Genomic DNA, 25,991 nt, shown 5'->3' on the forward strand with positions numbered 1-25,991 from the left:
GTGGTCTCCGTCCGTCGGATCTGAACTAAATATGGTCACTAAAGTCCCTGATAAGGCTCTGTCACGCTGTTCCGGCCTCCACCCAATCGACTATCCTAATCCCAATGACCCCACTCCCAATATCCGCGACCCTCCCTCCCGTACTCGCCGGCCCCATCCTGCGCCGCCTTGAGCCGGACCGTTTGGTGCTATGGCTGGTCGGTAGCGCACCGCTGCATCTGACGCTGCTGCTTGAGCCCGCCGGTGGGACGGCCAGGCGGGTGAATCTTGACGCCAGTTGCTGCCGCGTTCTTCCCATCGGTCGTCATGCCTATTTACACTTGATCGATGTGAACCTGCCCGAGCCGTTACCGCAGGACACGCTGATTCATTACGACCTGATCGTGACGCCGGAAGACGGTGTCGGAGCCAATATCGCGCAATGGGCGCCGCACCTGTTGCATGAGGGCGCGACTCGGCCGAGCCTGGTCCTGCGCAGCCGTGCAGATGACATTCTTTATGGTTCCTGCCGCAAACCGCATCACCCCGCGCGCGATGGGCTCGCGCGTGCCGATAGCCTGTTAGCCGAGCACATAGGGCAAGCCAATGCGCGCCCTGCCCTGCTCATGCTGTGCGGCGACCAGGTGTATGCCGACGATGTGGCTGGCCCCATGCTCGCGGCGATCCATGCGTTGATCCGCCGTCTTGGTCTTTATGGCGAAAGCCTGGAAGGCGCCGTGGTCACCGACAGTGAGGCGCTGTATACCCACCCCGCCAGTTATTACCGTCGCGAGGAGCTGTTGCCCGCCTTCAAGTCCAACGAAGCGCTGCGTGAGCGGTTCTTTGGCGGTGTGGAAAAGCCGATCTTCACAACCGCCAATGCGCACAACCATCTGGTGACGCTGGCCGAGGTGATGGCCATGTACCTGTTAGTGTGGTCGCCCGTGCCCTGGCAGCTCGTATCAGAGCCACAGATGCCCACGCTGGATGCAGAGCACATGGCCCGCTGGCAAGACGAGGCCGGCGCGATACGGGGGTTCTGCCACGATCTGCCACAGGCCGCCCGCCTGTTCGCTCACATCCAGACGCTGATGATCTTCGATGACCATGACATCACCGACGACTGGAACCTCTCGGCCAAGTGGGAAAGCACCGCCTATGGTCATCCTTTCTCGCGGCGCATCATGGGCAATGCCCTGCTGGCCTATATGCTGTGCCAGGGCTGGGGCAACCGTCCCGATGTCTTTGCCGGGCTGCTCGACGAGACGCAGGCGTTGACCGCTGCGCTCGACAGTCAGGCCCGGCTTGATACTGCCGCCCAGGACGCGCTCATCGGTCAGTTGCTGGCGTTTAATCAATGGGATTATGTGCTGCGCACGCAACCTACCGTCATCGTGCTCGATACCCGTACGCGGCGCTGGCGTAGCCGGCGCTTACCCAGCCGCCCCTCGGGCTTGATGAACTGGGAGTCGCTGGTCGAGCTGCAGCATGAATTGCTGGATGAAGCCGCGGCGGTGATCGTGTCGCCAACGCCGATGTTCGGGGTCAAGCTGATCGAGGTAATCCAACGAATCTGTGCCTTTGCCGGCCATGCCCTGACTGTCGATGCCGAGAACTGGATGGCTCATCGTGGCGCGGCCAATGTCATGCTCAATATATTTCGGCATTCCCGCACCCCGGGCAATTACGTCGTCCTGTCGGGCGATGTGCATTATTCCTTCGCCTACGATGTGCAGGTGCGTGATCGAGAGCGCGCACCACACATCTGGCAGATCACCAGCAGTGGCATCAAGAATGAGTTTCCGCGGCGCCTGCTCGATTGGCTGGACCGGCTCAACCGCTGGCTCTACTCGCCGCGCTCGCCACTGAACTGGTTCACCCAGCGCCGCGACCTGAAGATACGCCCTCGCCTGCCTGATCAGCGCAACCGTGGCGAACGGGTCTGGAACGGTGCCGGGATCGGACAGGTACTCCTTGATGCACAGGGCCGGCCTACCCGCATCCTCCAGCACAACGCCGATGGTCGGCCTTCCACTCAATTTCTGACGCCGGGCGCTTCCACCGCCGCTGACGTGACTGTTGAACAGCGGGGCTCCGGTGCGTAGCTGCTCCTGCAGCGACTATCGGTCACGCTCATAGCGCTCGGTCAGCGGAAACGCCGGCAACCAGGCCTCGCGCCGGATGGTCCACAGCTCGTAGGTTGGCTTGAGCTGATCAATGGCGTCCAGCGAGCCCAGGTTCACTTCTATTTCATCTGCGGTGTGCCCAAAGACCGACGATCCGCAGCGGGGGCAAAAATGGCGCCCCTGATACTCGTGCGTCTCGCCGGTCACGGTGACGGCGTCCTGGGGAAAGATGGCTGAGCTATGGAAGAGCGCGCCGTGATGCTTGCGGCAGTCCAGGCAGTGACAGATGCCGACGCGGTCTGGTTGCCCGGTTGCGGTGAGTCGAACGTTGCCACAGAGGCAACTGCCGGTGAAGTGGGTCATGTTGCGTTCTCAGGAAGCGTTATCAACTTAACTAATCAAACGCCTTTTTGTACGGCAGCGGCAATAGTCTTTCAGGCCTCACCGACCGACGGCCCGTCGTCGGGTACGATCGCGGCCTGAGGCGCTCGACAACCGAAAAAAACGGCAGCCGTTTCTGCGGCTCGGAGCAAAGCAACAAAGGGAAAAAGGGCAAAAAAAAGGACCGACAACAAGTGTCGGCCCTTTAAAAAATGGTGGAGCTATGCGGGATCGAACCGCAGACCTCCTGCATGCCATGCAGGCGCTCTCCCAGCTGAGCTATAGCCCCGTGGTCTTTCGACCCCGACACCGGAGTGTCGGTAAATAATGGCGTCCCCTAGGGGACTCGAACCCCTGTTACCGCCGTGAAAGGGCGGTGTCCTAGGCCACTAGACGAAGGGGACGCAAACCCTTCTCGAAACGATACTGCTACCGCTTCATTACCTGATATGCACGGGTGCATACCGGCTAGTGTAAAACAGGCCATCGCAAAGCAATGACCAAAAAATTGGTGGAGCTATGCGGGATCGAACCGCAGACCTCCTGCATGCCATGCAGGCGCTCTCCCAGCTGAGCTATAGCCCCGTCGTTCTGGACGGGGCGCATATTATGTCTCTCACCAAAAACTGTCAACAGAAAATTACGCAAAACAGCAACTTATAACCAATCAGCCCAAAATTACTGGGCGTTGGCAAAGTCCGCCAACAGCTTTTCCCAGGCCTTTACTTCCTTCTTCGACGCGCCGCCGAGCAACTCCAGCGCCTGACGCAGGCGGAAGCGAGTCAGATCCGGCCCCAGGTGGGCCATGGCATCGAGTACCGAGACCGAGCTGGCCTGGCCGGTGATGGCCACGAACAGCAGCGGCATCAGGTCACGCAGCTTGAGTTGCAAGCCTTCGGCAACCTGCTGGATATTGGCGGTGATGCCGTCCTTGTCCCACTGACGCAGCGCTTCGAGCTTCCACAACAGCAGTTGCAGGGTCTGACGCACTTCATCCTGGGAGAGTTTCTTGTGCGCGAACTGGGCCAGGTCCAGTTCCAGTTTGCCGGTCATGAAGAAACCAGCCAGCGGGATCAGGTCGCTGAAGGTTTCCACACGGCTCTGCACCAGCGGCACCATGGGCCGCAGGTAATCGCTGTTAAGTGCCCAGTTTTGGACCGCATCGACAAATTCCTGCTCCGGCAGATCACGAATCCACTGCCCGTTCAGCCAGGAGAGTTTTTCCACGTCGAAAATCGGGCCGCCCAGGGACACCCGCTGAATATCGAAATCCTCGACCATCTCTTCCAGGGAGAACTTCTCGCGTTCGTCCGGCATGGACCAGCCCATGCGGCCCAGATAGTTGAGCAGCGCCTGGGGCAGATAGCCCATGCGCTGATAGAAGATGATGCTGGTCGGATTCTTGCGCTTGGACAGCTTGCTCTTGTCCGGGTTGCGCAGCAGCGGCATGTGGCACAGCTGCGGCATATCCCAGCCGAAATACTGGTACAGCAGGATGTGTTTGGGCGCCGAGTTGATCCACTCCTCGCCCCGAAGCACATGGGTAATCTGCATCAGGTGGTCATCCACCACGTTGGCCAGATGATAGGTGGGCAGGCCGTCGGCTTTCATCAGAACCTGCATGTCGACCTGCTCCCACGGGATCTCGATTTCGCCGCGCAGCATGTCCTGTACCGTGCAAATCCCGTTCGCGGGCACTTTCATGCGCACCACATGGGGCTCGCCAGCGGCAACGCGCTGAGTCACTTCCTGTTCAGACAGGTGCAGACAATGACCGTCGTAGCCGGGAGTCTGCTTGTTGGCCATCTGCTCAGCCCGCAGCACATCAAGACGCTCGGAACTGCAGAAACAGCGAAACGCATGTCCCTTGCTGATCAGTTTTTCGCTGTGTTCGTGATAAATGGCGCTGCGCTCGCTCTGACGATACGGGCCGTGGGGGCCACCGACATCCGGACCTTCATCCCACTCCAGACCCAACCAGCGCAGCGAGTCGAGGATCTGTTGTTCCGACTCGGCACTGGAGCGCACCTGATCGGTATCTTCGATACGTAGCACGAACTGCCCTCCATGCTGGCGGGCAAAGCACTGGTTGAACAGGGCGATGTAGGCGGTGCCTACGTGGGGGTCTCCGGTGGGTGACGGAGCAATACGGGTACGCACGGTCATGGAATATCTCAGTTACTGCGGCCACGACGGGCCGGGTGAATCGTGATGACTCAGGTTGACGGCAATTTTACCAGCGGATCGTCCTCCTCCTCCAGCCCGACATCCAGACGAACGCGCAGTTGCTCGATCAGGTAGTCGATGAACGCCTTGACCTTCATCGCCTGAAAACGTCTGGAGGGGTATAGCGCATACAGCTCGGTGGACGGCAGCACGCAATGTTCCAGCACCCGGCACAAGACACCCTGCTCAACCAGGGGCTCGGCAATGAAGGCCGGTACATTGATGATGCCCGCACCGGACACCGCAGCTTCACGGGCGAAGGTGATGTTGTTGACGGTCAATACCGGATTGACCGGCACACTCACCGACGGCTGTAGAAAATGCCATTTGCGTCCATCATCCATCAGCGTGTGGATGCAGCGATGCTGAATCAGATCCTCCGGCTTTTGCGGGATGCCGTGTTCAGCCAGATATGCCGGGCTGGCAAACAATTGTCGTGGACTGGACATCATGGGACGCGCCACCAGACTCGAATCCTGCGGCCGCCCTCGATGTATGACGATATCCACACCCTCTTCCACCGGATCGACCATCCTCGTGGTCAGCTCCACCTCGACCTGAATCGCCGGGTACCGGCACATGAAGTCACCAATCACACCGCCGAGAAACAGCTGTCCGAATTCGATCGGAGAACTGACGCGCAGCAGACCGGTAGGCTCGCTCTGCAACTGCATGATGGCTTCTTCAGCTTCGGCGAACTCCTGCATGATCTGCCGGCAGCGCTCGTAATAGGCCTGGCCCACCTCGGTGAGACGCAGCTTGCGCGTGGTGCGATTGAGCAAACGTACGCCCAGGCGCTCTTCCAGCTGAGCGATTCGGCGACTGACGGTGGATTTCTGCATGCTCAATGTCAGTGCAGCACTGGTAAAACTGTGGCATTCCACAACCCGGGTAAAAATAAGAGCGTCGTCCAATCCCATTGGCACTGTTCCTGTGATGCAACAAAGTTTCCAGATTCTAGCGCCATAAGGCAGGCACGGAACAGTGGTAGAGTGATGAGCATAATAATCAAGGGGTTCCTGCATGCCGACCCGGGTCCGTAATCGCCTGTTCATCTTCTTTTTTCTGGTAGTTGTGATTGCTGCCGCCTTCGGTGCCAACTGGTGGTTTATCAGTCGCCATTATGAGCAAACCGATAACGCCTACGTGCATGGCGATATCACCCGTGTCAGCAGCCAACTGGCAGCGCAAGTGATCGAGGTATTGGCGAGTGATAACCAGACCGTCGAGACTGGCGACCTGTTGGTACGCCTGGACGACCGGGACTTCACCACCGCACTGGCGCAGGCTCGCGCCAATCTGGCTACCCGAGAAGCCGAACGCCTTCAGGCCCGCGCCCAACTGGTGCGACAGGACAGCCTGATAGAGGCAGCCCGTGCTGCGGTCGAAGCGCGCAAGGCCGAGCAGCGCCGAATCGAACTCGATATCAAGCGGATTCTGCCCCTTCGCCAGTCCGGCTATGCCTCGGAAGAACAGCTGAGTAATTTCCGCGCCCAGCTGGATGTCGCCAAAGCCCAAGTGCGCGGTGCCGACGCCGACTTGCAGACTCAGATCCTCACCAAGGACACCCTCAGCGCTGATATCGAGCGCCTGGCGGCCTTGGTTCAAGTGGCGAAAAGCGAGGTGAGCAAAGCCAATCTGGATCTGTCCCGCACAGAAATCCGCGCCCCAGTCCCTGGTCGCGTCGGTCAGCGCAGCGTACGTATCGGGCTCAATGTGCAGCCGGGCAATCATCTGCTGGCCATAGTCCCGGACAAGGATTTGTGGGTGCAGGCCAACTTCAAGGAAACCCAGATCCGCCGCATGCGCAAAGGTCAGCCTGCCACGCTGATTTTCGATGCGTTCGGCGATCAGGATGTACCAGGCCGTATCGACAGTCTGTTCCCCGCATCAGGGGCACAGTTCAGCCTGTTGCCACCCGACAACGCTACCGGCAATTTCACCAAAGTGGTGCAGCGGATCCCGGTCAAGATCACTATTGACGCTGATCACCCGCTGAGCCGTGTGGTGCGCCCAGGCATGTCGGTCAGCGTCAAGGTCGATCTGCGTGACTGAACCGGTGCAATCGCAGCTCATTCCACCACCGAGCCGCCGCGACTGGATCGCCATTTTCAGTGCCATTCTCGGCGCTTTCATGGCGATTCTGGATATCCAGATCATCAATTCGTCGTTGAAGGACATTCAGGGCGCACTCGGCGCCACTATCGAGGAAGGTTCGTGGATCTCCACCTCTTATCTCGTCGCGGAGATCATCATCATTCCGCTGGCCGCCTGGTTGGCCATGATCATGTCGCCACGGCGCTTCGCGGTAACCATATCAGGCTTGTTCGTGGTCGCCTCGCTGCTCTGCTCGATGGCCTGGAGCCTGGAGAGCATGGTGTTCTTTCGGGTGTTGCAAGGCCTTGCCGGCGGCGCGCTGATCCCCTTTGCCTTCTCTCTGATACTGACCAAGTTGCCTCTGGAGAGCCGCCCCAAGGGGATGGCGATGTTCGCCATTTGCGCCACCTTTGCTCCCTCCATCGGCCCGACCATCGGCGGCTGGCTGACTGAAAACTTTGGCTGGGAGTACATCTTCTATATCAACATCATTCCCGGCATCTTCATGATCATGGGACTGCTGTACGGACTGAACAAGAGCGAGCCGCGCTGGGAGCTGCTGAAAAAAGGCGATTATGCCGGCATTCTGACCATGGCGATCGGGCTCGGCTGCCTGCAGATATTCCTCGAGGAAGGGCACCGGGAAGACTGGTTCGAATCGGGTTACATGACACTGCTCGCCGCCATCGCCTTTGTCAGCCTGGTCACCTTCATCATTCTGCAGCTATCCCGTGACAATCACCTGCTCAACCTACGCCTGCTGACCCAACGCAACTTCCTGCTCGGCAGCCTGGCCAATATCGGGTTGGGTGTGGGGCTATATGGCACAGTATTCGTTCTTCCAGTTTACCTGGCACAGGTCCAGGGATATAACGCGCTGCAGATTGGTCAGGTGATCATGTGGATGGGGTTGCCGCAGTTGCTGCTGATCCCACTGGTGCCGATACTGATGCGCTTTGTCGATCCACGACTGATTTGCGCTGCCGGCTTTCTGTTGTTTGGTCTTGGCAGTTTTCTCAGCGGATCACTGAATCCGGATTTCGCCGGGGATCAGTTCATTTTCATTCAGATCATCCGTGCCTGCGGACAACCGATGATCCTGGTGCCCCTGTCGATCCTTGCCACCGCGATGATCCCGCCCTCCGAAGCCGGCTCGGCATCCAGCCTGTACAACATCCTGCGCAATCTCGGCGGCGCCATCGGTATTGCTGTGCTGGCCACGGTGCTGGATAGCCGAGCGGCGTATTACTTCGACATACTCCGCGGCTATGTCACTGTCGACCGTTACGCCGCAACAGACCGACTCGCCCTGCTCGGTGAGCAGCTCGGCACGCCGGAGGCGGCTCTGCGTCTGCTGGACCAGCAGGTGCGCGAACAGGCCCAGATCATGGCCTATAACGATGCATTCCATTTCATCGGTATCATGCTGGCGTGTTCAATGATCTGCATCCTGCTGACCAAAGCACTGCCCAAGGCACCAACAAAGTCCTGACTGGCGTTCTCCAATACGGCCCGGTAGCATGCAAAAACCGTAATAAATATCAAACAAGGTGCGCAGAATGAAGCACACGCCCTATCCCGACTCCTACTACGTCGCCTCCGCCAATCCCGCGCCCGAGCGTCCCGCTTTGGTCGGCGCCCATGAAACCGACGTCTGTGTGATCGGTGCCGGCTATACCGGTATCTCCACGGCCCTGTTTCTGCTGGAACACGGATTCCGGGTGACTGTGCTGGAAGCTGCCGGAGTCGGATTCGGCGCGTCCGGACGCAATGGTGGGCAGATCGTCAACAGTTACAGTCGTGACTTGGATGTCATTGAAAAGCAGGTCGACCCGGAACACGCCCATCTGTTGGGCGAAATGGCCTTTGAGGGCGGACGCATCATCCGTGACCGGATCCAGCGTTACGGCATCAACTGCGACCTGAAGGATGGCGGTGTCTTTGCCGCAGTGAATGCCAGACAGCTCGATCACCTGGAACAACAGAAGAAGCTCTGGGAGCGTTACGGTCATGATCAACTCGAACTGCTCGACGCTCAGGCGATCCGCAGCGTGGTCGACACTCAGCGATATGTCGGCGGCATGCTGGACAGGAGCGGCGGACATATCCATCCGCTCAATCTGGTTCTCGGCGAGGCCGCTGCAGTGGAGTCCCTTGGAGGCATAATCCATGAGCAGTCCCCCGTGATACGGGTCCAGCAAGGCGCAACGCCTGTGGTGCATACCGAACATGGTCAGGTCAGCGCGCAATTTGTCGTGGTGGCAGGTAATGCTTATCTGGGTGATCTGCTGCCCGCGCTGTCCGCCAAGTCCATGCCTTGCGGCACCCAGGTGGTGGCTACCGAACCGCTGCCGCCCGATCTGGCTCGCTCATTGCTGCCGCAGGACTACTGCGTTGAGGACTGCAATTATCTGCTGGACTACTATCGTCTATCCGCCGATAAACGTCTGATCTTCGGCGGTGGTGTGGTTTATGGTGCACGGGATCCGGCGAACATCGAGAGCCTGATTCGACCGAATATTCTGCGTGCGTTTCCGCAGTTGCAGAAAGTTAAAATCGATTATGCCTGGACCGGCAACTTCCTACTGACCCTGTCGCGCCTGCCGCAAGTGGGCAGGCTGGGCTCCAATATCTTCTATTCCCAAGGCTGCAGCGGCCATGGTGTGACCTATACCCACGTGGCCGGCAAGGTACTGGCCGAAGCCATTCGAGGCCAGGCGGAACGCTTCGACGCCTTCGCAGCCTTGCCGCACTACCCCTTCCCCGGCGGCCGCCTGTTTCGCGTGCCCTTTACCGCCATGGGCGCCTGGTATTACCAGGTGAGGGATCGTCTCGGCTGGTAGCAGCCGGAACCGCAGGGGCGTTGTGCGGTCACAGAAGATGTTGCAAGGGTTTACCCAAAAAACGAAAGCAAGAAGCCAACCCAGGAGTTGTCCCCCATGAAACACACATCCACCACCCGCCGCTATCTGGCCATCATCATGGCCACCCTCTTCATGCTCACCAGCATGGCCAGCATCCATGCACAGGCCTCCATGGTCGGTACCCATGAAGTAATCGCCTCTGAACAGCTCAGCGTCGATCGTGACCAACTCAAATCAATGTTGGACGACGAAGCCGTACAGGACAAACTTGCGAGTATGGGTGTCTCTCCTGAGCAGGTTGAGCAGCGGATCAACAGCCTGACAGCTGATGAGCTGGCCCATTTCAACGCCCAGCTGGATGAAGCCCCCGCGGGTGCCGGCGTGCTAGGTGTGATCGTCTTGTTTCTGGTGATCTTCATCATCACCGACATGCTCTGCGCCACCAATATCTTCAGATTCGTCAACTGCATCAACCGCTAACCGGTGCGGTTCTCGTTACGTCTTGCCGCCCTGCTCGGACTGACCGTTCTGCTGTCAGCCTGCGCCGGGCGCGCACCCATAGCGCTTGATGCAGCCACCCTGTCCCAGTTTCCCGACAGGGTCATGCTTGACAACGTACCCTTCCACGCTCAAGACGCCTATCAATGCGGTCCTGCCTCACTGGCAATGATGCTGAATCATCGCGACATTGCGGCCACCCCCGATCAGCTGAAAGACCGAGTCTACCTCCCCGAGCGCAACGGTACCCTGCAGGTGGAAATGGTATCCGCTGCACGTGAGCAGGATCTGTTGGTATACCCGCTGGAGAAGAAACTCGATGCCATTCTCAGCGAACTGAACGCAGGAAACCCGGTAGTGGTCATGCAGAATCTGGCATTCGACTGGTACCCACAATGGCATTACGCCGTGGTGATCGGGTACGACCTGGCTGCCGAAGAGATGATAGTCCACAGCGGCTTGAACGCTTCTCAGAAAGAGCCTTTCCGGGTCTTCCTTCGTACGTGGCACAAGGCCGACCGATGGGCCAGAGTTATGCTCCCGCCGGGCCAACTGCCTGCCACCGCCAAACCGCTCAATTACCTGAAAGCCGCCAGTGATCTGGAACAAACCGGCCGCTTGCAAAGCGCCCTGCGCTCCTATGAACGCGCCGCAATCGAATGGCCAGACCAACCGACAGCCCGCCTGGGGTTGGGCAACACCCGCTGGGCCCTCAACGACAAACACACCGCTCTGGAAGACTTCCAGCGCCTGGTGAATGAATTTCCCGACTTCCAGCCGGGCTGGAATAACCTGGCTACCGGACTGGAAGATCTCGGGTGTCCAGCGCAGGCAGCAACAGCCAGAGAGTGCAGCCAGTCAGTCGACAAACCCTCCTCTTGCACAAACCTGAAGTGCGGAACAAGTCATTAACATAAAACTTGTGACGCACCTCACCTTAAACTCCGATAACTTGCAGATTGACTAGAAACACTCAAACTCAACAATAAAAAATCAGCCTCTTTCATACATACAGATCAATAACCCATTCACGTCAAAGCCTCTCAAAGCAGAACCAGGTCACACACGCCTTCGCGCATACAGCCGTCTACCCCGCAGCTTCCAGCTCCGCACCCATATACTGCTAATTACCCATAAAGCAGATCAGTTCACATTATTCGCCTTGAATAGCGACCCACTCATCAATAGCATACGAGCCGTCTTTAACTGAAACTGCGCAACTTGCTGCACAGTTAAAGTGCGCAACTTCTTGCGCTAATACGACACTGGCCATACCCACTTCTCGGGTGATGACGAAACTCACTATTCATCAAGGATTGATGTAAACATGCTCGACCAACATTACATCAATTTAATGCAATCACCGATCGCAGAGCATGACTTCGCCGGCGAAGACACCCGCTATACACCCGAATTTGAAGCGCTGGAAGAAGAGCTGACCAAGGATGCCTCGGTTCATCGCACCACAGGGACCGATTGGTCGGTCATGCGTGAAGGCGCAGAATTACTGCTGCAGACACAATCCAAAGACCTGCGTGTTGTCTGCTGGCTGGTCTGGAGCCTGTATCACACCGAGAGCTTCGCTGGCCTCGCGGCCGGACTTGGCATGCTGCGACATGCATGCTCGCAACATTGGCAGGAACTGCACCCGTTCAGAATCCGTACCCGTACTGCAGCTATCGATTGGCTTTGCAAGCGCCTCGAGCAAGTATTGGGCGAACAGGCTCCCAATGCCGCCCAAATAGACACCTTCAGCAGTATCGCCACCCATTTGCGCGAACTCGACAGCCTGCTGACAGAACATCTGCAGGAGGCTGCACCGCAGCTCATGCCGTTGTATCGACGTGTGGATGAACAGGTGAAGCGCGCCGAAGCGGAACCGCAGCCCCAAACAGTGGCCGCCCCATCATCAACAGCAAATATCAGTCAACCAGCGATATCCGCAGCAGCCCCAGCAGAAGCCATCACGCCGCTCGACGCACCTATCGTCGATAACCGTGATGCCCATCGCAGCCTGCGCGCCCTGCAGGATCAGGCCCGTTCCCTGACCGCCTGGTGGTTGCAACAGAACCCCGGCGATGTCCGCGCTATCCGGCTGGCACGCACGTTATTGTGGCTGCCGATCGACAGCTTGCCGGAACATAACGCCGAGCAGATCACCAGCTTGCGCAACCTGCCCGCCGACCGGCTCAAGACATATCAGGAGCGCCTCAATCAGGGGCAATATCAGGCGCTGCTGTCTGAGGTCGAAACCAGTCTCAACCGCGCCCCATTCTGGCTTGGCGGCCAGTATCTTGCCTGGCGCTGTCTCGAAGCACTGGACGCGCAGGCCGCGATGCAGGAGTTGGAATCTCAGCTTCGCCACCTGCTGGAACGTCTACCGGGGCTGGATGATCTGCGCTTTCATGATGGCGAACCTTTTGCCGACAGCGACACCCGCCAGTGGCTGGCCAGCCGCGTCTTGACTGGCAGCCTGGCTATGCAGAGCACTGCCTGCGAGCCCGCAGAACAAGCAGCCGCGCCTTGGGATGTCGCGTTTCAGGAAGCACTGCTACTGCTGCGTCAGGAGGGGTTGCGTCCAGCCATGCAATTACTGATGCAAGGCAGCCGCCAGAGCGACAGTGAGCGTGCTCGTTTCTATTGGCAGCTGGCCGAAGCGCGACTGTGCCACCAGGCCCGCCAGCATGAAATAGCCTGCGCTCGGCTCGAGGCCTTGCAGCAGACTCTTCAGTCCTCCGGACTGGATAAATGGGAACCCACACTCAATCTGGAAGTACTGCGTCTGCTGTATGCCTGCTGTGAAGTGCTGCCGCAGAACCAGCTAGTGCGTGATCGCAGGGAAGAGATCTTCCACCGGCTGTGCCATCTCGACTTCGAGGTGGTACTGAACAAGGCCCTCGGGCCATAAAAGTAGCGGAGAAACAGCATGGCCAAAGAAGGCACAGTAGCCCCCAAGGAACGCATCAATGTGACGTTCAAGCCCGACACCAATGGTGCTTCGGAAGAAATCGAGCTGCCCCTGAAGTTGATGGTGCTGGGCGACTTCATCCAGCGTGAGGACGACCGCAAGATCGAGGACCGCAAGCCCATTGCCATCGACAAGGCCACCTTTGACGAGGTGCTGGCCAAGCAGGAACTGAACCTGAGCTTCAATGTGCCCAACCGACTGCAGGACGAGGCCGCCCACGAAGATCTGGCAGTCAACCTGCAGATCAACTCGATGAAGGATTTCAACCCAGCCAGTTTGGTGGACCAGGTGCCGGAACTGCGCAAGCTGATGGAGCTGCGTGATGCGCTGGTGGCCTTGAAAGGGCCGCTGGGCAACGCTCCGGCCTTCCGCATGGCTATTGAAAGCGTGCTCAGCGATGATAATTCCCGAGAGCGCGTACTCGCCGAACTGGGCTTGGCCCAGCAACAGACACCGGACGCCTGATTACACAAGGATGCAAGCATGAGCACCCAGACAACCATCATCAGCGCACCCAGCGCCAGCGAAGACGCCAGCATTCTCGACCGCATCATCGCCGAGACCCGCCTGACTCCAGACGACGAGGCCTATGGCATTGCCCGCCGCGGCGTGTCCGCCTTCATCGAAGAGCTGCTGAAGCCGCAGAACGAAAAAGAGCCAGTCAAGAAAGCCATGGTCGATCGCATGATTGCCGAAATCGACGCCAAACTCAGTCAGCAGATGGACGAGATTCTGCACCACGCCAACTTCCAGGCGCTGGAGTCCTCCTGGCGCGGCCTGAAACTGCTGGTCGACCGCACGGACTTCCGTGAAAACATCAAGTTCGAGATGATCAATGCCTCCAAGCAGGATCTGCTCGATGACTTCGAAGACAGCCCGGAAATTGTTCAGTCTGGCCTGTACAAGCACGTCTATACCGCGGAGTACGGTCAGTTCGGTGGTCAGCCGGTCGGTGCCCTGATTGCCAACTACTTCTTCGACCCGAGCTCTCAGGACATCAAGACCCTGCAGCACGTGGCCAGCGTTGCGAGCATGGCCCATGCGCCCTTTATCGCTGCCGCCGGACCTCGCTTCTTCGGGCTGGAAAGCTTCACCGGGCTGCCTGACATCAAGGACCTGAAGGATCACTTCGACGGTCCGCAATTTGCCAAGTGGCAGGGCTTCCGCGAACGCGAAGAGGCGCGTTACGTCGGCCTGACACTGCCGCGCTTCCTGCTGCGCAACCCCTATGATCCTGAAGACAACCCGGTGAAGAGCTTCGTCTACAAGGAAAGCGTCGCCAATAGTCATGAGCATTATCTGTGGGGCAACACCGCGTTCACCTTCGCTGCCCGGCTGACCGAGAGTTTCGCCAAGTTCCGCTGGTGCCCTAACATCATCGGGCCACAGAGCGGTGGCGCGGTCGATGACCTGCCATTGCACCATTTCGAAAGCATGGGCGAAATCGAGACCAAGATCCCCACCGAAGTGCTGGTATCGGATCGCCGCGAGTATGAACTGGCCGACGAAGGCTTCATTGCTCTGACCATGCGCAAGGGCAGCGACAACGCCGCCTTCTTCTCAGCCAACTCGACGCAGAAAGCCAAGTTCTTCGGCAACTCCGAGGAAGGCAAGACCGCTGAGCTGAATTACCGGCTCGGCACCCAGCTGCCCTATATGTTCATCGTCAACCGTCTGGCGCATTACCTGAAGGTGCTGCAGCGCGAGCAGATCGGCTCCTGGAAGGAACGTACCGACCTGGAGCTGGAACTCAACCGCTGGATCCGCCAGTACGTCGCCGACCAAGACAACCCCAACCCTGAGGTACGCGGTCGTCGTCCGCTGCGCGCCGCGCAGATCAATGTTGCCGATGTGGAAGGTGAGCCGGGCTGGTATCGGGTCACCCTCAGCGTTCGCCCGCACTTCAAATACATGGGAGCGGATTTCACCCTGTCGCTGGTCGGCAAGCTGGACAAGGAGTAATCGGCGATGGGCTACGGCAGTCTGTTCGAACGTCTCGGAGGGGAGTCTGCACACCGCGCCGGCTGGGGGCTGCAACAGGCGGCGACCGACTCGGTGGCTTGCCACTTGTCCAAGATGCTCAGCACCCGCGCCGGCAGCGTGTTGACCCTGCCCGATTACGGGCTGCCCGATCTCAATGATATGCGCCTGTCTCTGCATGATTCACTGCAGCAGGCGCGGCTCGCCATCGAACGTTTCATCGAGGTCCACGAGCCTCGATTGTCCCAGGTGAGGGTTTTGGCCCTCCCTCGAGACCATGACCCGCTGAGCCTCGCCTTCGCCATCGAAGGTCGGCTGGAAGTGGAAGGATTGAAGTGCAACGTCAACTTTTCCGCACGCCTGGATGGCAGCGGCAAGGTACAGGTCGAATAGGATATTTCCATGTCTGGGAAACCCGCCGCCCGTCTGGGCGACCCCACAGCCTGTCCGAAAAAGGGCCACGGCAACAATCCCATCGTCGCAGGATCGGCCGATGTGCTCATCGACGGTAAACCGGCGGCACGGATGGGTGATCCCACCGCCTGCGGTGCCAGTTTGGTGGGTGCCACCAGCGCAACGGTATTGATCAATGGCAAGCCCGCAGCAGTGCTGGGCAGCACCGGCAACCATGGCAGTACCGTGATCGCCGGATCCGGAACGGTGATCATCGGCTGACGCCGACCACCCCACCACTACACAGGGATGCATAGTGTCGTTCAACCATTACTACCAGAGTGAACTGACCGCGTTGCGGCAGCTCGGCAAGCGCTTTGCCGAGCGCAGCCCCGCGCTTGCGCCATTCCTCGGCCAGAGCGGCAAGGACCCGGATGTCGAACGCCTGCTCGAAGGATTCGCATTTCTCACCGGGCGACTGCGCCAGAAGCTCGATGACGAGCTGCCGGAACTGACCCATTCCCTGATGCACCTGCTGTGGCCAAACTACATGCGACCGCTGCCGGCCATGAGCATCCTGCAGTTCGACCCTCTGCGCCATGCCGGTGAGTCACTGGTGGTGCCGCGCAATACACCGGTGGAATCCAAGCCGGTGGACGGAGTCAATTGCCGCTTTCGCACCAGTTACGCTACCGAGGTGCTGCCGCTGGCAATGCATGCGCTGGATTACTCCATCAAAGGCAAAGGCGCCCTGCTGAACCTGCAACTGATGATGACGGCCTCTGGCAGCCTGCTTGATGTCAATCTGCGGCAACTGCGACTGCATTTCGCTGGCGAGCGCTATATCAGCCAGATGCTGCTGCTCGGTCTGCTGCGCAATCTGGAGAACATCGAACTGGTATTGCTCGACAGCGATGGCGCGCCCCTGACACTGCCCGCCGAGGTCACGCCACGGATGCTGCAGTTGGGCCCGGAACAGGTACAACCGGTAGGCTTTGCGGATGAGGAAGCGATGGTGCCTTATCCGCTCAACACTTTCCGAGGCTATCGCTACATCCAGGAGTATTTCGCTTTCCAGGACAAGTTTCTGTTTGTCGACATCCTGGGGCTGAACCTGCTGCAACGGCTCCCGGAAGAGCTGTTGAAACAAGCCCGGGGGCTGGAGCTGCGTTGCAATATCGCCAAGGCCGGCGAGCAGCGCATCCGGCCATCGGTAGACAACGTCCGGCTGTATTGCACGCCTATCGTCAACCTGTTCAAGCATGATGCGACGCCAATCCGGCTGGACGGGCGTCAGGATCATTATCTGCTGCGCCCCGCGACCTATGGCAATCGCCACTGCGGTGTCTTTTCCATCGACAAGGTGACCGGCTGGAAGCCCAGCGGCCTGGGTTATGAAGAGTATGTTCCCTTCGAGTCCTTCGAGCACGACACCAGTTTCGGCGCCGAATCGGCTCGGCCGCATTACAGCGTGCGGCAATATGCGTCTCCGGTGGGCGACGGACTGGAAACCTACCTCAGCTTCGGTTTATACAGCCTGGAATATCACGAGACGCTGTCCATCGAGCTGACCTGCACCAATCAGAACCTGCCTTTGAAACTGGCGCTCGGCGATATCTGTCAGCCCTGTGAAGGCACGCCTGAATTCCTCGGCTTTCGCAATATCAGTGCGGTAACGCCCTGCCATTCACCCCCGCTGAACCGGGACTTCCTCTGGAAGCTGATCAGCAACATGTCACTGAACTACCTGTCGCTATCCAACGTCGAGGCGCTCAAGGTCATTCTCGAAACCTACGACCTGCCACGGCATACCGATCAGCATGCAGCCAAGGTCAGCAAACGCCTGCTCAGTGGATTGAAAGGCATCAGTCATAGCCACGTCGACCGGTTGCATCGCGGCCTGCCCGTTCGGGGTATCCGCACCGAGCTGGTCATGGATGCCGATGGTTATCTGGGCGAAGGCGATCTGTTTGTATTCGCCTCCGTTCTCAACGAATTTTTCGCACTTTACGCAAGCCTCAACTCCTATCACGAGTTGCGGGTCAAGAGCACCAAGGGAGAGGTTTATCAATGGTCGCCACGGATGGGGCAACAACCCCTGCTTTGACCCCAATCGCCCGCAACATCCGCGAGTACAGCATGTTTCAGGGCGTACAGCTGGTGCTGGAGCGTTTGCGGCACGCCCATCCCGATCTGGATGATGAGGCGCTGTACGAGCGATTGGAGTTGCAGGCAAACCCGAGCATGGGGTTTCCCGGCAGTGAGATCGAATCGGTACGGTATTTCGAAGAGCATGGCGAACTGCGGGCCTGCCTGCGCGTAAATCTGGTCAGCCTGTTTGGTGCCGGCTCACCGTTGCCGGCGTTCTACGGTGAACAGGCATTGGGCGATAGCGCTGACGGCAACCCCACCCGCCTGTTCATGGACCTGTTCAATAACCGGCTGCAACGACTGCTGCTGCCGGTCTGGCAGAAATACCGTTATCACGCACGCTTTTCCCCGGGCGCACGCGACTCGGTTTCTGCCCTGCTGTTTTCGCTGATAGGACTCAGCGGCGACACCATTCGCAACTCGACGGAGCTCAACTGGAAGCGCCTGCTGCCCTATCTGGGGCTACTGAGCCTGCGGGCGCAGTCAGCAGCAATGATCGAGTCGGTGCTGCGTTACTACTTCAAGCATGAGCAGCTGCACATTGAGCAGTGTCTGGAGCGCGAAGTGGACATTCCTGGGGATCAGCGCTGCCAGCTGGGTCTGGGCAACAGCACGCTCGGTGACAGCTTGGTACTCGGTGAGCGGGTGCGTGATCGCAGCGGCAAGTTTCGCATTCACATTCTCAATCTTGACTGGGCACGTTTTCACGACTTTCTGCCACCAGGCTGTGACAACCAGCCGCTGCGCGTGCTGATTCGTTTCGTGCTGCGTACCCCTCTGGACTACGACGTGCGCCTGCATTTGCGGCCGGACGACATTCATGAGCTGCGCCTGGGTGCAGGCAATGCCTGCCGCCTGGGCTGGACCAGCTGGCTGGGCTGTGAACACGCCGACGGCATGGTGACTCTTGGCAGTTGCGCTCCCTAAGGAATAAATAATGATCAATGTAGATTTGCAACAACTGGTACAGGCCCTTGATGCCGATAGCCGTCGGGATCTGGAAGCCGCTGCCGAACGCTGCGTCAGCCGCGGCGGTTCGAAGGTGCTGATCGAAGACTTGCTCGACGGCCTGTTGAACCGTTCCGACAGCCTGCTGGCACGGGCACTGCAGGATGCTGATGGCAAAGCCGATGAGCTGGCCGCCGTGCTGCACCCACGTCCCGAGTCCAGCAAAACCAATAACCCGGTGTTTTCCACCGAGTTGGTGCAATGGCTACAGGACGCATTGCTGATCGCCTCGCTGGAGCTGAATCAGAGCCAGATTGACGCAGCAGCTCTGATCCTCGCGCTGTTACGTAACCCGCTGCGTTACGCCGGCACGCGCTACATGTCCATCCTCGGCACATTGAATGCCGACCGGCTATGCGAGTTTGCCCGCGCGCAGCAGCCCGCCGCTTCCGCACCAGGAATACCGCGCAGTGACGAATCCGCGCTGCAGCGTTTCACGCATAACGTCACTCAGCAGGCCCGCGACGGCAAGCTCGACCCGGTGCTCTGCCGGGACGGCGCGATACGCCAGATGATCGACATCCTCGCCCGTCGCCGCAAGAACAACCCCATCGTGGTCGGCGAAGCCGGTGTCGGCAAAACCGCCATTGTCGAAGGCCTGGCCCTGCGGATTGCCCAGGGTGAGGTGCCGGCAGTCCTGCAGCATACCGAGCTGCTGTGCCTGGACATGGGTCTGCTGCAAGCGGGCGCCAGCATCAAGGGTGAATTCGAACGGCGCCTGCAGGGGGTGCTCGACGAGGTCAAGGCGTCTGCTCAGGCCATTATCCTGTTCATCGACGAAGCCCACACCTTGATTGGCGCCGGTGGTCAGGCCGGCGGTTCAGATGCCGCCAACCTGCTCAAGCCAGCACTGGCGCGAGGCGAACTGCGCACTATCGCCGCCACGACCTGGAGCGAATACAAGAAGTACTTCGAGAAGGACCCGGCGCTAGCCCGCCGCTTCCAACCTGTGCAGCTGCATGAGCCAACGGTCAATGAGGCTGTCACCATCCTGCGCGGATTGGCACCGATTTATGAACAGAGTCATGGCGTCTATCTCCGCGATGATGCTGTCGTGGCGGCAGCCGAACTGTCAGCACGCTATCTGGCTGGCCGCCAGTTGCCGGACAAAGCCGTCGATGTGCTGGATACCGCCTGTGCACGGGTACGTATCAACCTCGCTGCCGCTCCGGAGGCCGTCGAACGCCTGCGCCAGGAACTGGCCGAAGGCGAACGCCAGTGCGACGCCATGCGGCGCGATCAGGATGCCGGGTTGGCGATTGATACCGAGACTCTGGATCACCTGGAAAACCGTCTGTTCAGCGCGCGCAGCGAGCTGAGTGAACTGCAGCAACGCTGGGAGGCTCAGCGTGGCCGAGCCCTACGCCTGCTCGAGCTGCGCAAGGCCTGCGCTGACGCCAGGCAGAAAAGCGGCGAAGCACGCGCAGAAACAAGTGAGCTACCCGAGCCAGACGTCAACCTCACCGAACTGGAAACTCAGCTGCGTGAAACCCAGATCGAACTCGTCAACGCGCAGACTGCCGGCGTGCTGGTCAGCCATGAAGTCTGCCCACGACTGGTCGCCGAAGTCATCAGCCACTGGACCGGCATTCCGCTGTCCCAGCTGGCCCGTCAACATAATGCCAAGGTAGCGACCTTCAACGAGGATCTGGGACAACGCCTGCGCGGTCAGGATCAGGCCATCAACGCCCTGAACCGCGCCATACGCTCCGCCGCTGCCGGGATGACCCCGGTGGATGCACCGACCGGCGTATTCCTGCTGGCGGGGCCGAGTGGTGTCGGCAAGACCGAAACAGCCCTGGCGCTGGCCGACCTGCTGTACGGTGGTGAACGTTTTCTTACCACCATCAACATGTCCGAGTTCCAGGAAAAACACAGCGTCTCGCGCTTGATAGGCGCCCCGCCCGGCTACGTCGGGTACGGTGAAGGTGGCATGTTGACCGCGGCCGTTCGGCAAAAACCCTACTCGGTCATCCTGCTCGATGAAGTGGAAAAGGCCGACCCCGATGTACTCAACATTTTCTATCAGATCTTTGACAAGGGCGTCGCCAATGATGGCGAAGGCCGCGAGATCAACTTCCGTAATACGTTGATTCTGCTCACCTCCAATCTGGCCTCGGACACCATCGTCGAGCTGTGCCGCAGCGCTGAGCGCCCAACGGCCGAGCAGCTGGAAAAAGCCATCCGCCCGGTCCTCAGCCATCACTTCAAACCCGCCTTGCTGGCACGCATGAATGTGGTGCCTTATTTCCCGGTAAACGGAGAGGTGTTGCAAGAGCTGGTCGCGCTCAAACTGGAGCGCTTCGGTCAACGTCTGCTGCGTCGTCATGTGACCTTCAGCCATACGCCGGAATTGGTGGCGCATTTCGCCCACCTCTGTGTGGACAGCGATATGGGGGCACGCCTGATCGATCAACTGATTGACCGGCATCTGCAGGCCCAGACCGTCGATCGACTGTTGGACGCCATGGCCAGCGGCGAGACACTACGGCAGATGCAGGCCAGCGTGAATGACGAAGGGCGGGTGGTCTGTGACTTCGCTTGAGTCCCCGCCCATGTTCAGCCAGCTGGCGCAGCCGCTACGTTATGCCGAAGCCTTGCTTGAGCATTTCTCCCGATTGGCCGGGTTGACGGAAAGTCACAACCTGCGTCAGGGGCTGGTCGAAGCGGCCAGCCTGCTGACCGGCTGCGAGCTGAGCCAGCTGTATCTGCTGGACGCTACTCATACCCGTCTGACCCTGACTGCCGAGTGGCACCAGGGGCACTGGCATATCCGGGAAAATGCCAGTCTGCCAAGTGATTATCACCGCGAGCAGCTGTTGCAATATTGCCTGTGCCAGAATCAGACACTGGCCATTGATGCTCTCGACAGCAGCCTGCATGACACCGCTTTTCTACCCGACAGTAGCCAGCCATGGCGCACCCTGCTGTGCCTGCCGCTGCTCTCTGAGGCTCAACATGTGGTCGGTGTGCTGCTGACCGCCAGCATGCAACCGCTGCGGCTGGGTAGCTTCTCCGACTCTCTGGGGCTGCTGGGCAACTTCGTGGTTGCCCAGCTTGATCTGCTGCAGCGGGTTGGTACATTTCAGCCAGCCGAGACAGATGACCTGCCGTTGGATAAAGCCTGCCCTGCCGGTTACGGTCTGATTGGCGAGAGCCCCGCCATGCGCTCGCTGTACCAGCTGATCGGCAAGGTGCTGCACAACCCGGTGAACGTGCTGCTGACCGGCGAGACCGGCACCGGCAAGGAACTGGTGGCCCGGGCAATTCATGACTATGGCTTCCGCCGCACCCGTCCCTTTATCGTACAGAATTGCGCTTCGCTCCCCGAGAATCTGCTGGAAAGTGAAATGTTCGGTTATCGCAAGGGTGCATTCAGTGGCGCCGACCGGGATCGCTCCGGGCTGTTGGACGCAGCCGATACCGGCACCCTGTTTCTCGATGAGATCGGCGACATGCCGCTGGCCCTGCAGGCCAAGCTGCTGCGCGTACTGCAGGAAGGCGAAGTACGCCCGCTGGGCAGCACCGACACCCACAAGGTGGATATACGCATTATTGCGGCAACCCACCGTGACCTGAAAGCACTGGTGGAAGCCGGCACCTTCCGGGAAGACCTCTTCTATCGCCTATCGCATTTCCCCATTGAACTGCCGCCTCTGCAGGAGCGCGGCCCGGATATTCTGCAGCTGGCCCATCACTTTTCCGAGCAGGCCTGCGCCTTTCTCCAGCGCCAGCCCTGCCGTTGGTCACCGGCTGCAGAATCACACCTGCTCGGTTACACCTTCCCCGGCAACGTACGCGAACTCAAAGGCGTGGTTGAACGCGCCATCCTGCTGTGTGACGGCAATGAGCTGCTGCCAGAATATTTCTCGCTGCATGGCACTGTCGACACCAACCTGAATCTGCGCGAACGCCTGGAACAGGTCGAGCGCAACCTGCTGATCGAATCGCTGCGGCGCAATCAGGGCAACCAGACCAATGCCGCCACCGAACTGGGGCTACCGCGTCGAACTCTGCTCTACCGCATGCAGCGCCTGAACATTTCCCCGGCGGAAATCAGATTTCGAGAGAAAGCCGATGCCCGTTGAGAGATGCCATTTGAACCGTCCGAATTACCCAAGGAGTAGCAACAGATGATGCTCGGATTTTCCCTTTCGACACTCGCTCAACAATCCCGGCGCCGCTTGGGCAGCCTGATGCTGCTGGCGATGGCTCTGTGGCTCACCGGCTGCGGTGCCAATTACAAGTTCAGCGACGGTGATTACCGTCCGCTGGGTGATCCCACCGCAGCCGAGCGCCGCCCGTAGCGCTAGGAGTAGCTCACCATGGAACTGGTATTCGATGTAGTCAGCGCCCCGCAGCAAATGCCTGGACTGGCCACCAGCAAGACCTTCAAACATGCGGGCGGCGTCATCGGCCGTGCCGATAGCTGTGACTGGGTGATTCCCGACACCCGACGGGTCATTTCCGGTCAGCACGCGCGGGTCAGTCATAGCGACGGGCACTTCTACCTGACCGATACCAGCAGTAACGGTATCGAGCTGAAGAGCAGCGGTGCGCGGCTCGGCAAAGGTGAGCCACAACGCATCGAACATGGCAACATCTACTGTTTTGGCGAACTGGAAATCCGCGCCCGGCTGACCCAGGACCCATCCGTTTTTCTCGACCATGCCAGTGCACCGAATGCCGGCGGCAACATCATCCCCGATGACGCCTTCCTCGATCTGGACCCGTTGAGCGCGCTTGATCAGCAGGAGCGGCTGTACAACGAGACCGATGACCTGATGCCCGGTCTGTCACCGGACCGTCAGGCGCAGCAGGACTATGCACGCATCGATATGGAAAGCCTGGCGGTGCCCGAGCTGGTCACACCAACCGTTGCACCGGCGCCCACGCCGGCACCAGAACCCCAGTGCATGCCGCCGCGTTTCTGGGAACGCTTCGGTGCCGAGCTGGGCATCGATCTGGAGCAGATGGATGATGAGCAGCGCGAAGCCCTGGCTGTGCGTGTCGCCAAGCTGCTGAGGATCAGCGTCGGCAACCTGCAACAGAGTCTGCGCACCCGCAGTGAACTGAAAAGCGAGATGCGTCTGGCACAGACCACGGTCCAGACTGCCGGCAACAATCCGCTCAAACACAGCAGCGATACCACAGCGGCTCTGACTATTCTGCTACGGGACAGCGAGCCCGGCCAGCTGCCCGCCGAGCAGGCGGTAAGTCGCGCGTTCCGTGACCTGCAGGCCCATCAGGTGGCACTGATCTCCGCCAGCCGAGCGGCGGTCAAGGGCATGCTGGAGCATCTTTCCCCCGAGCAGCTGACGCTGCGCTTCGAACGTGAGAGCAAATCACTGATCAGCACCTCCGGTGGGCGTTGGCGCGCTTATATGCGGCTGTACAACGCACTGGAAGAAAACAACGAATGGAGCGAACGCCTGTTCGCCCGGGACTTCGCCACTGCCTACGAAGAACAGATACGTCTTATCGCCACTCTCAACACCGATTTTCAAGGATGATCGACATGCCACGCCATATCGTTTTGCTGACTTTCTGCGCCCTGCTGGCCCTGACCGGCTGCTCGCCCTTCTCCACCACCACCAAACTGGACCTGACCCTCGAAGGCAGCCCCAGGCTGAACCCGGACATCAATGATCGCCCCTCGCCGATCGTGGTTCGACTGATTGAGCTGCGCAATCCCGTGGCGTTTGAAAACACCGAATTCTTCTCACTTTACCAGCGCCCACGGGAAGTCCTTACGCCGGACCTGGTGAGTCTGGAAGAACTGGAACTGCGTCCCGGCGACAAGCGCAGCTACAAGCTGTCAGCCCAATCCGAGAGTCGTTATATCGGCGTGTTGGCAGCCTACCGCAATTTGCCCGAGGCCAACTGGCGTTACGTGATTCCGCTCAGACAGAAACGCCACAACAAGGTTGAGTTGTATCTTGATGCAAGAGGCATCAGTGCGCCTGCCACCGTCACGGAAGACTGATCATGGCCACACAGAAAGTCATATGGCAGGAAGGCATGCTGCTGCGGCCGCAGCACTTCCAGCAGAACGACCGATACTATGATCACCAGCTGAAAACCCGCACTCAACGACAGTCCAGTTGCAGCTGGGGTTTTTTCAGCCTGGAGATCGATCATCAATTCCTCACCACCGGCAAGCTGGTTATCAGCCACGCCAGCGGTATTCTGCCCGATGGCACGCTGTTCGAACTGGGCGCCGAGCAGGAACCTCTGGCCCTGGATATCCCACCCAACACCAGTAACAAGCCGGTGTTTCTCACCCTGCCCCTGGTCAGCGGCAATCACATCGAGGCGCGTCGTCCCGAACAGAAGGATGTGTTGGCCCGTTATATTGCACGACAGGCTGAGGTGGCCGACTCCAATGCCGGTGACAGCAGCGCGGCCCAGGTCAGCTGCGGCCAACCGGACTTTCGTCTGGTGCTGGGCGAAGCAGAAGACTATCAGGCCTGCATACGCCTGAAGCTGTGCCAGGTGCTGGATACTACTCCCGACGGGGTGGTGAGCCTGGATCAGGACTTCATTGCCAGCCACCTGCACTTTCAGGCCAGCCAGTTTCTGCAATCGTGCGTCCAGGAAGTCGTCGGCATGCTTGCCCATCGCGGCGACATTCTTGCCGAGCGCGTGCGTGCGACCGGCAAAAATGTCGCCGCCGAAGTCGGTGATTTCCTGATGCTGCAGCTGATTAACCGGGTGGAGCCGGTGTTGCGGCATTACCTCACGCTGGAACAGGTACATCCCGAACAGATCTACCGCGATCTGCTGGGCATGCTCGGTGAGCTGTCCAGCTATTCCGGAGAGGTCCGCCGACCGCGCCTGGAAAGTCGCTATCAGCATGGCGACCAAGGGCCCAGCTTTCGCAAGCTGATGGCCGCCATCCGCCAGGTACTGTCCATGGTCCTCGAGCAGCATGCCATTGAAATGGGCCTGCAACAGCGACAGTACGGTATTCAGGTATCGCCGCTCAACGATCACAAACTGCTGGGCAGCGCCTCCTTTGTACTCGCGGCCAGTGCCCACTGCGATTCCGAGGAGCTGCGCCAACGCCTGCCGGCACATCTCAAGGTCGGACCGGTGGAACGTATCCGCCAGTTGGTCAACCTGCACCTGCCTGGCATCCGTATCCGGCCCATGCCAGTGGCACCAAGACAGATCCCCTTCCACTCGGACAAGACCTATTTCGCGCTGGAACTCAACTCCGAAGACCTGGCACAGCTGGAGCGTTCAGGCGGTTTCGCCTTTCACGTTTCCGGTGAGTTCTCCGGTCTGGAAATGACGTTCTGGGCAATCAGGAGCTGA

Annotated in this window: 21 protein-coding genes, 3 tRNA genes and 1 pseudogene; 19 read left to right on the forward strand and 6 right to left on the reverse strand. The window is 59.4% G+C overall.

Annotated features, from left to right (window positions below; translation table 11 throughout):
• Nucleotides 1-104 precede the first annotated feature (104 nt).
• The gene (locus INT39_RS12915; RefSeq protein ID WP_193074331.1) at nt 105-2,084 is read left to right on the forward strand and encodes an alkaline phosphatase D family protein; all 1,980 of its coding nucleotides are present in this window, start codon (nt 105-107) and stop codon (nt 2,082-2,084) included.
• A gap of 15 nt (nt 2,085-2,099) precedes the next feature.
• On the opposite strand, the gene INT39_RS12920 is transcribed toward INT39_RS12915, so the two are convergent.
• The 6 genes from INT39_RS12920 to INT39_RS12945 all read right to left on the reverse strand — a co-directional run bounded on the left by INT39_RS12920 (nt 2,100) and on the right by INT39_RS12945 (nt 5,632).
• Entirely contained in the window at nt 2,100-2,468 is a 369-nt protein-coding gene (locus tag INT39_RS12920; RefSeq protein WP_036990424.1) for a GFA family protein, read from the reverse strand.
• 231 nt (nt 2,469-2,699) lie between these two features.
• A tRNA-Ala gene (locus tag INT39_RS12925) sits at nt 2,700-2,775 on the reverse strand.
• Between the two features lie 39 nt (nt 2,776-2,814).
• Nucleotides 2,815-2,890 (reverse strand) — tRNA-Glu (locus INT39_RS12930).
• Between the two features lie 105 nt (nt 2,891-2,995).
• A tRNA-Ala gene (locus INT39_RS12935) sits at nt 2,996-3,071 on the reverse strand.
• Between the two features lie 93 nt (nt 3,072-3,164).
• Nucleotides 3,165-4,652, reverse strand: a complete 1,488-nt coding sequence (gltX, locus tag INT39_RS12940; protein WP_193074332.1) for a glutamate--tRNA ligase — start codon at nt 4,650-4,652, stop codon at nt 3,165-3,167.
• Between the two features lie 50 nt (nt 4,653-4,702).
• Nucleotides 4,703-5,632, reverse strand: coding sequence for a LysR family transcriptional regulator (locus tag INT39_RS12945; RefSeq protein WP_193074333.1), 930 nt, complete (start codon nt 5,630-5,632; stop codon nt 4,703-4,705).
• Nucleotides 5,633-5,735: 103 nt separating this feature from the next.
• On the opposite strand from INT39_RS12945, the gene INT39_RS12950 reads away from it, so the two are divergent.
• From INT39_RS12950 to tssK, 18 genes and pseudogenes are all read left to right on the forward strand, one after another.
• Nucleotides 5,736-6,767: an HlyD family secretion protein gene (locus tag INT39_RS12950; protein WP_193074334.1), complete on the forward strand. Its 1,032-nt coding sequence runs from the start codon at nt 5,736-5,738 to the stop codon at nt 6,765-6,767.
• Nucleotides 6,760-8,301, forward strand: a complete 1,542-nt coding sequence (locus INT39_RS12955; RefSeq protein WP_319021355.1) for an MDR family MFS transporter — start codon at nt 6,760-6,762, stop codon at nt 8,299-8,301. Before INT39_RS12950 ends, INT39_RS12955 begins: the two co-directional genes overlap by 8 nt.
• 67 nt (nt 8,302-8,368) lie before the next feature.
• On the forward strand, nt 8,369-9,652 hold the full coding sequence (locus tag INT39_RS12960; RefSeq protein WP_193074335.1) for an NAD(P)/FAD-dependent oxidoreductase: 1,284 nt from the start codon (nt 8,369-8,371) through the stop codon (nt 9,650-9,652).
• 96 nt (nt 9,653-9,748) lie between these two features.
• Entirely contained in the window at nt 9,749-10,153 is a 405-nt protein-coding gene (locus INT39_RS12965; protein WP_193074336.1) for a PA2779 family protein, read from the forward strand.
• A gap of 3 nt (nt 10,154-10,156) precedes the next feature.
• Nucleotides 10,157-11,083, forward strand: coding sequence for a PA2778 family cysteine peptidase (locus INT39_RS12970; RefSeq protein ID WP_193074337.1), 927 nt, complete (start codon nt 10,157-10,159; stop codon nt 11,081-11,083).
• A 415-nt stretch (nt 11,084-11,498) separates the two neighbouring features.
• Nucleotides 11,499-13,079 (forward strand): type VI secretion system protein TssA, encoded by a 1,581-nt coding sequence (gene tssA / locus INT39_RS12975; RefSeq protein ID WP_193074338.1) that lies wholly within the window; start codon nt 11,499-11,501, stop codon nt 13,077-13,079.
• 18 nt (nt 13,080-13,097) lie between these two features.
• Nucleotides 13,098-13,604 carry a type VI secretion system contractile sheath small subunit gene (gene tssB, locus INT39_RS12980; RefSeq protein ID WP_193074339.1) on the forward strand — a complete coding sequence of 169 codons (507 nt, stop codon included), beginning with the start codon at nt 13,098-13,100 and terminating at the stop codon, nt 13,602-13,604.
• A gap of 18 nt (nt 13,605-13,622) precedes the next feature.
• The gene (tssC, locus tag INT39_RS12985; RefSeq protein ID WP_193074340.1) at nt 13,623-15,101 is read left to right on the forward strand and encodes a type VI secretion system contractile sheath large subunit; all 1,479 of its coding nucleotides are present in this window, start codon (nt 13,623-13,625) and stop codon (nt 15,099-15,101) included.
• Nucleotides 15,102-15,107: 6 nt separating this feature from the next.
• On the forward strand, nt 15,108-15,512 hold the full coding sequence (gene tssE / locus INT39_RS12990) for a type VI secretion system baseplate subunit TssE (protein WP_193074341.1): 405 nt from the start codon (nt 15,108-15,110) through the stop codon (nt 15,510-15,512).
• 9 nt (nt 15,513-15,521) lie between these two features.
• Nucleotides 15,522-15,791, forward strand: a pseudogene (locus tag INT39_RS12995) (PAAR domain-containing protein); the annotation flags it as partial.
• Nucleotides 15,792-15,828: 37 nt separating this feature from the next.
• Nucleotides 15,829-17,619: a type VI secretion system baseplate subunit TssF gene (tssF, locus tag INT39_RS13000; protein ID WP_193074343.1), complete on the forward strand. Its 1,791-nt coding sequence runs from the start codon at nt 15,829-15,831 to the stop codon at nt 17,617-17,619.
• Nucleotides 17,583-18,590 carry a type VI secretion system baseplate subunit TssG gene (tssG, locus tag INT39_RS13005; RefSeq protein ID WP_193074344.1) on the forward strand — a complete coding sequence of 336 codons (1,008 nt, stop codon included), beginning with the start codon at nt 17,583-17,585 and terminating at the stop codon, nt 18,588-18,590. The genes tssF and tssG overlap by 37 nt, the downstream gene beginning before the upstream one ends.
• A gap of 10 nt (nt 18,591-18,600) precedes the next feature.
• Nucleotides 18,601-21,216 carry a type VI secretion system ATPase TssH gene (gene tssH / locus INT39_RS13010; RefSeq protein WP_193074345.1) on the forward strand — a complete coding sequence of 872 codons (2,616 nt, stop codon included), beginning with the start codon at nt 18,601-18,603 and terminating at the stop codon, nt 21,214-21,216.
• A gap of 10 nt (nt 21,217-21,226) precedes the next feature.
• Nucleotides 21,227-22,759 (forward strand): sigma-54 interaction domain-containing protein, encoded by a 1,533-nt coding sequence (locus tag INT39_RS13015; protein ID WP_193074346.1) that lies wholly within the window; start codon nt 21,227-21,229, stop codon nt 22,757-22,759.
• Between the two features lie 45 nt (nt 22,760-22,804).
• The gene (locus INT39_RS22830) at nt 22,805-22,978 is read left to right on the forward strand and encodes a type VI secretion protein (protein ID WP_319021356.1); all 174 of its coding nucleotides are present in this window, start codon (nt 22,805-22,807) and stop codon (nt 22,976-22,978) included.
• A gap of 18 nt (nt 22,979-22,996) precedes the next feature.
• Nucleotides 22,997-24,184, forward strand: coding sequence for a type VI secretion system-associated FHA domain protein TagH (tagH, locus tag INT39_RS13025; protein WP_193074347.1), 1,188 nt, complete (start codon nt 22,997-22,999; stop codon nt 24,182-24,184).
• Nucleotides 24,185-24,189: 5 nt separating this feature from the next.
• A complete protein-coding gene (gene tssJ / locus INT39_RS13030) occupies nt 24,190-24,657 on the forward strand; it encodes a type VI secretion system lipoprotein TssJ (protein WP_193074348.1) in 468 nt (155 codons plus the stop codon).
• Nucleotides 24,658-24,659: 2 nt separating this feature from the next.
• A complete protein-coding gene (tssK, locus tag INT39_RS13035; protein WP_193074349.1) occupies nt 24,660-25,991 on the forward strand; it encodes a type VI secretion system baseplate subunit TssK in 1,332 nt (443 codons plus the stop codon).

The sequence above is a fragment of the Pseudomonas sp. FME51 genome (assembly GCF_014897305.1).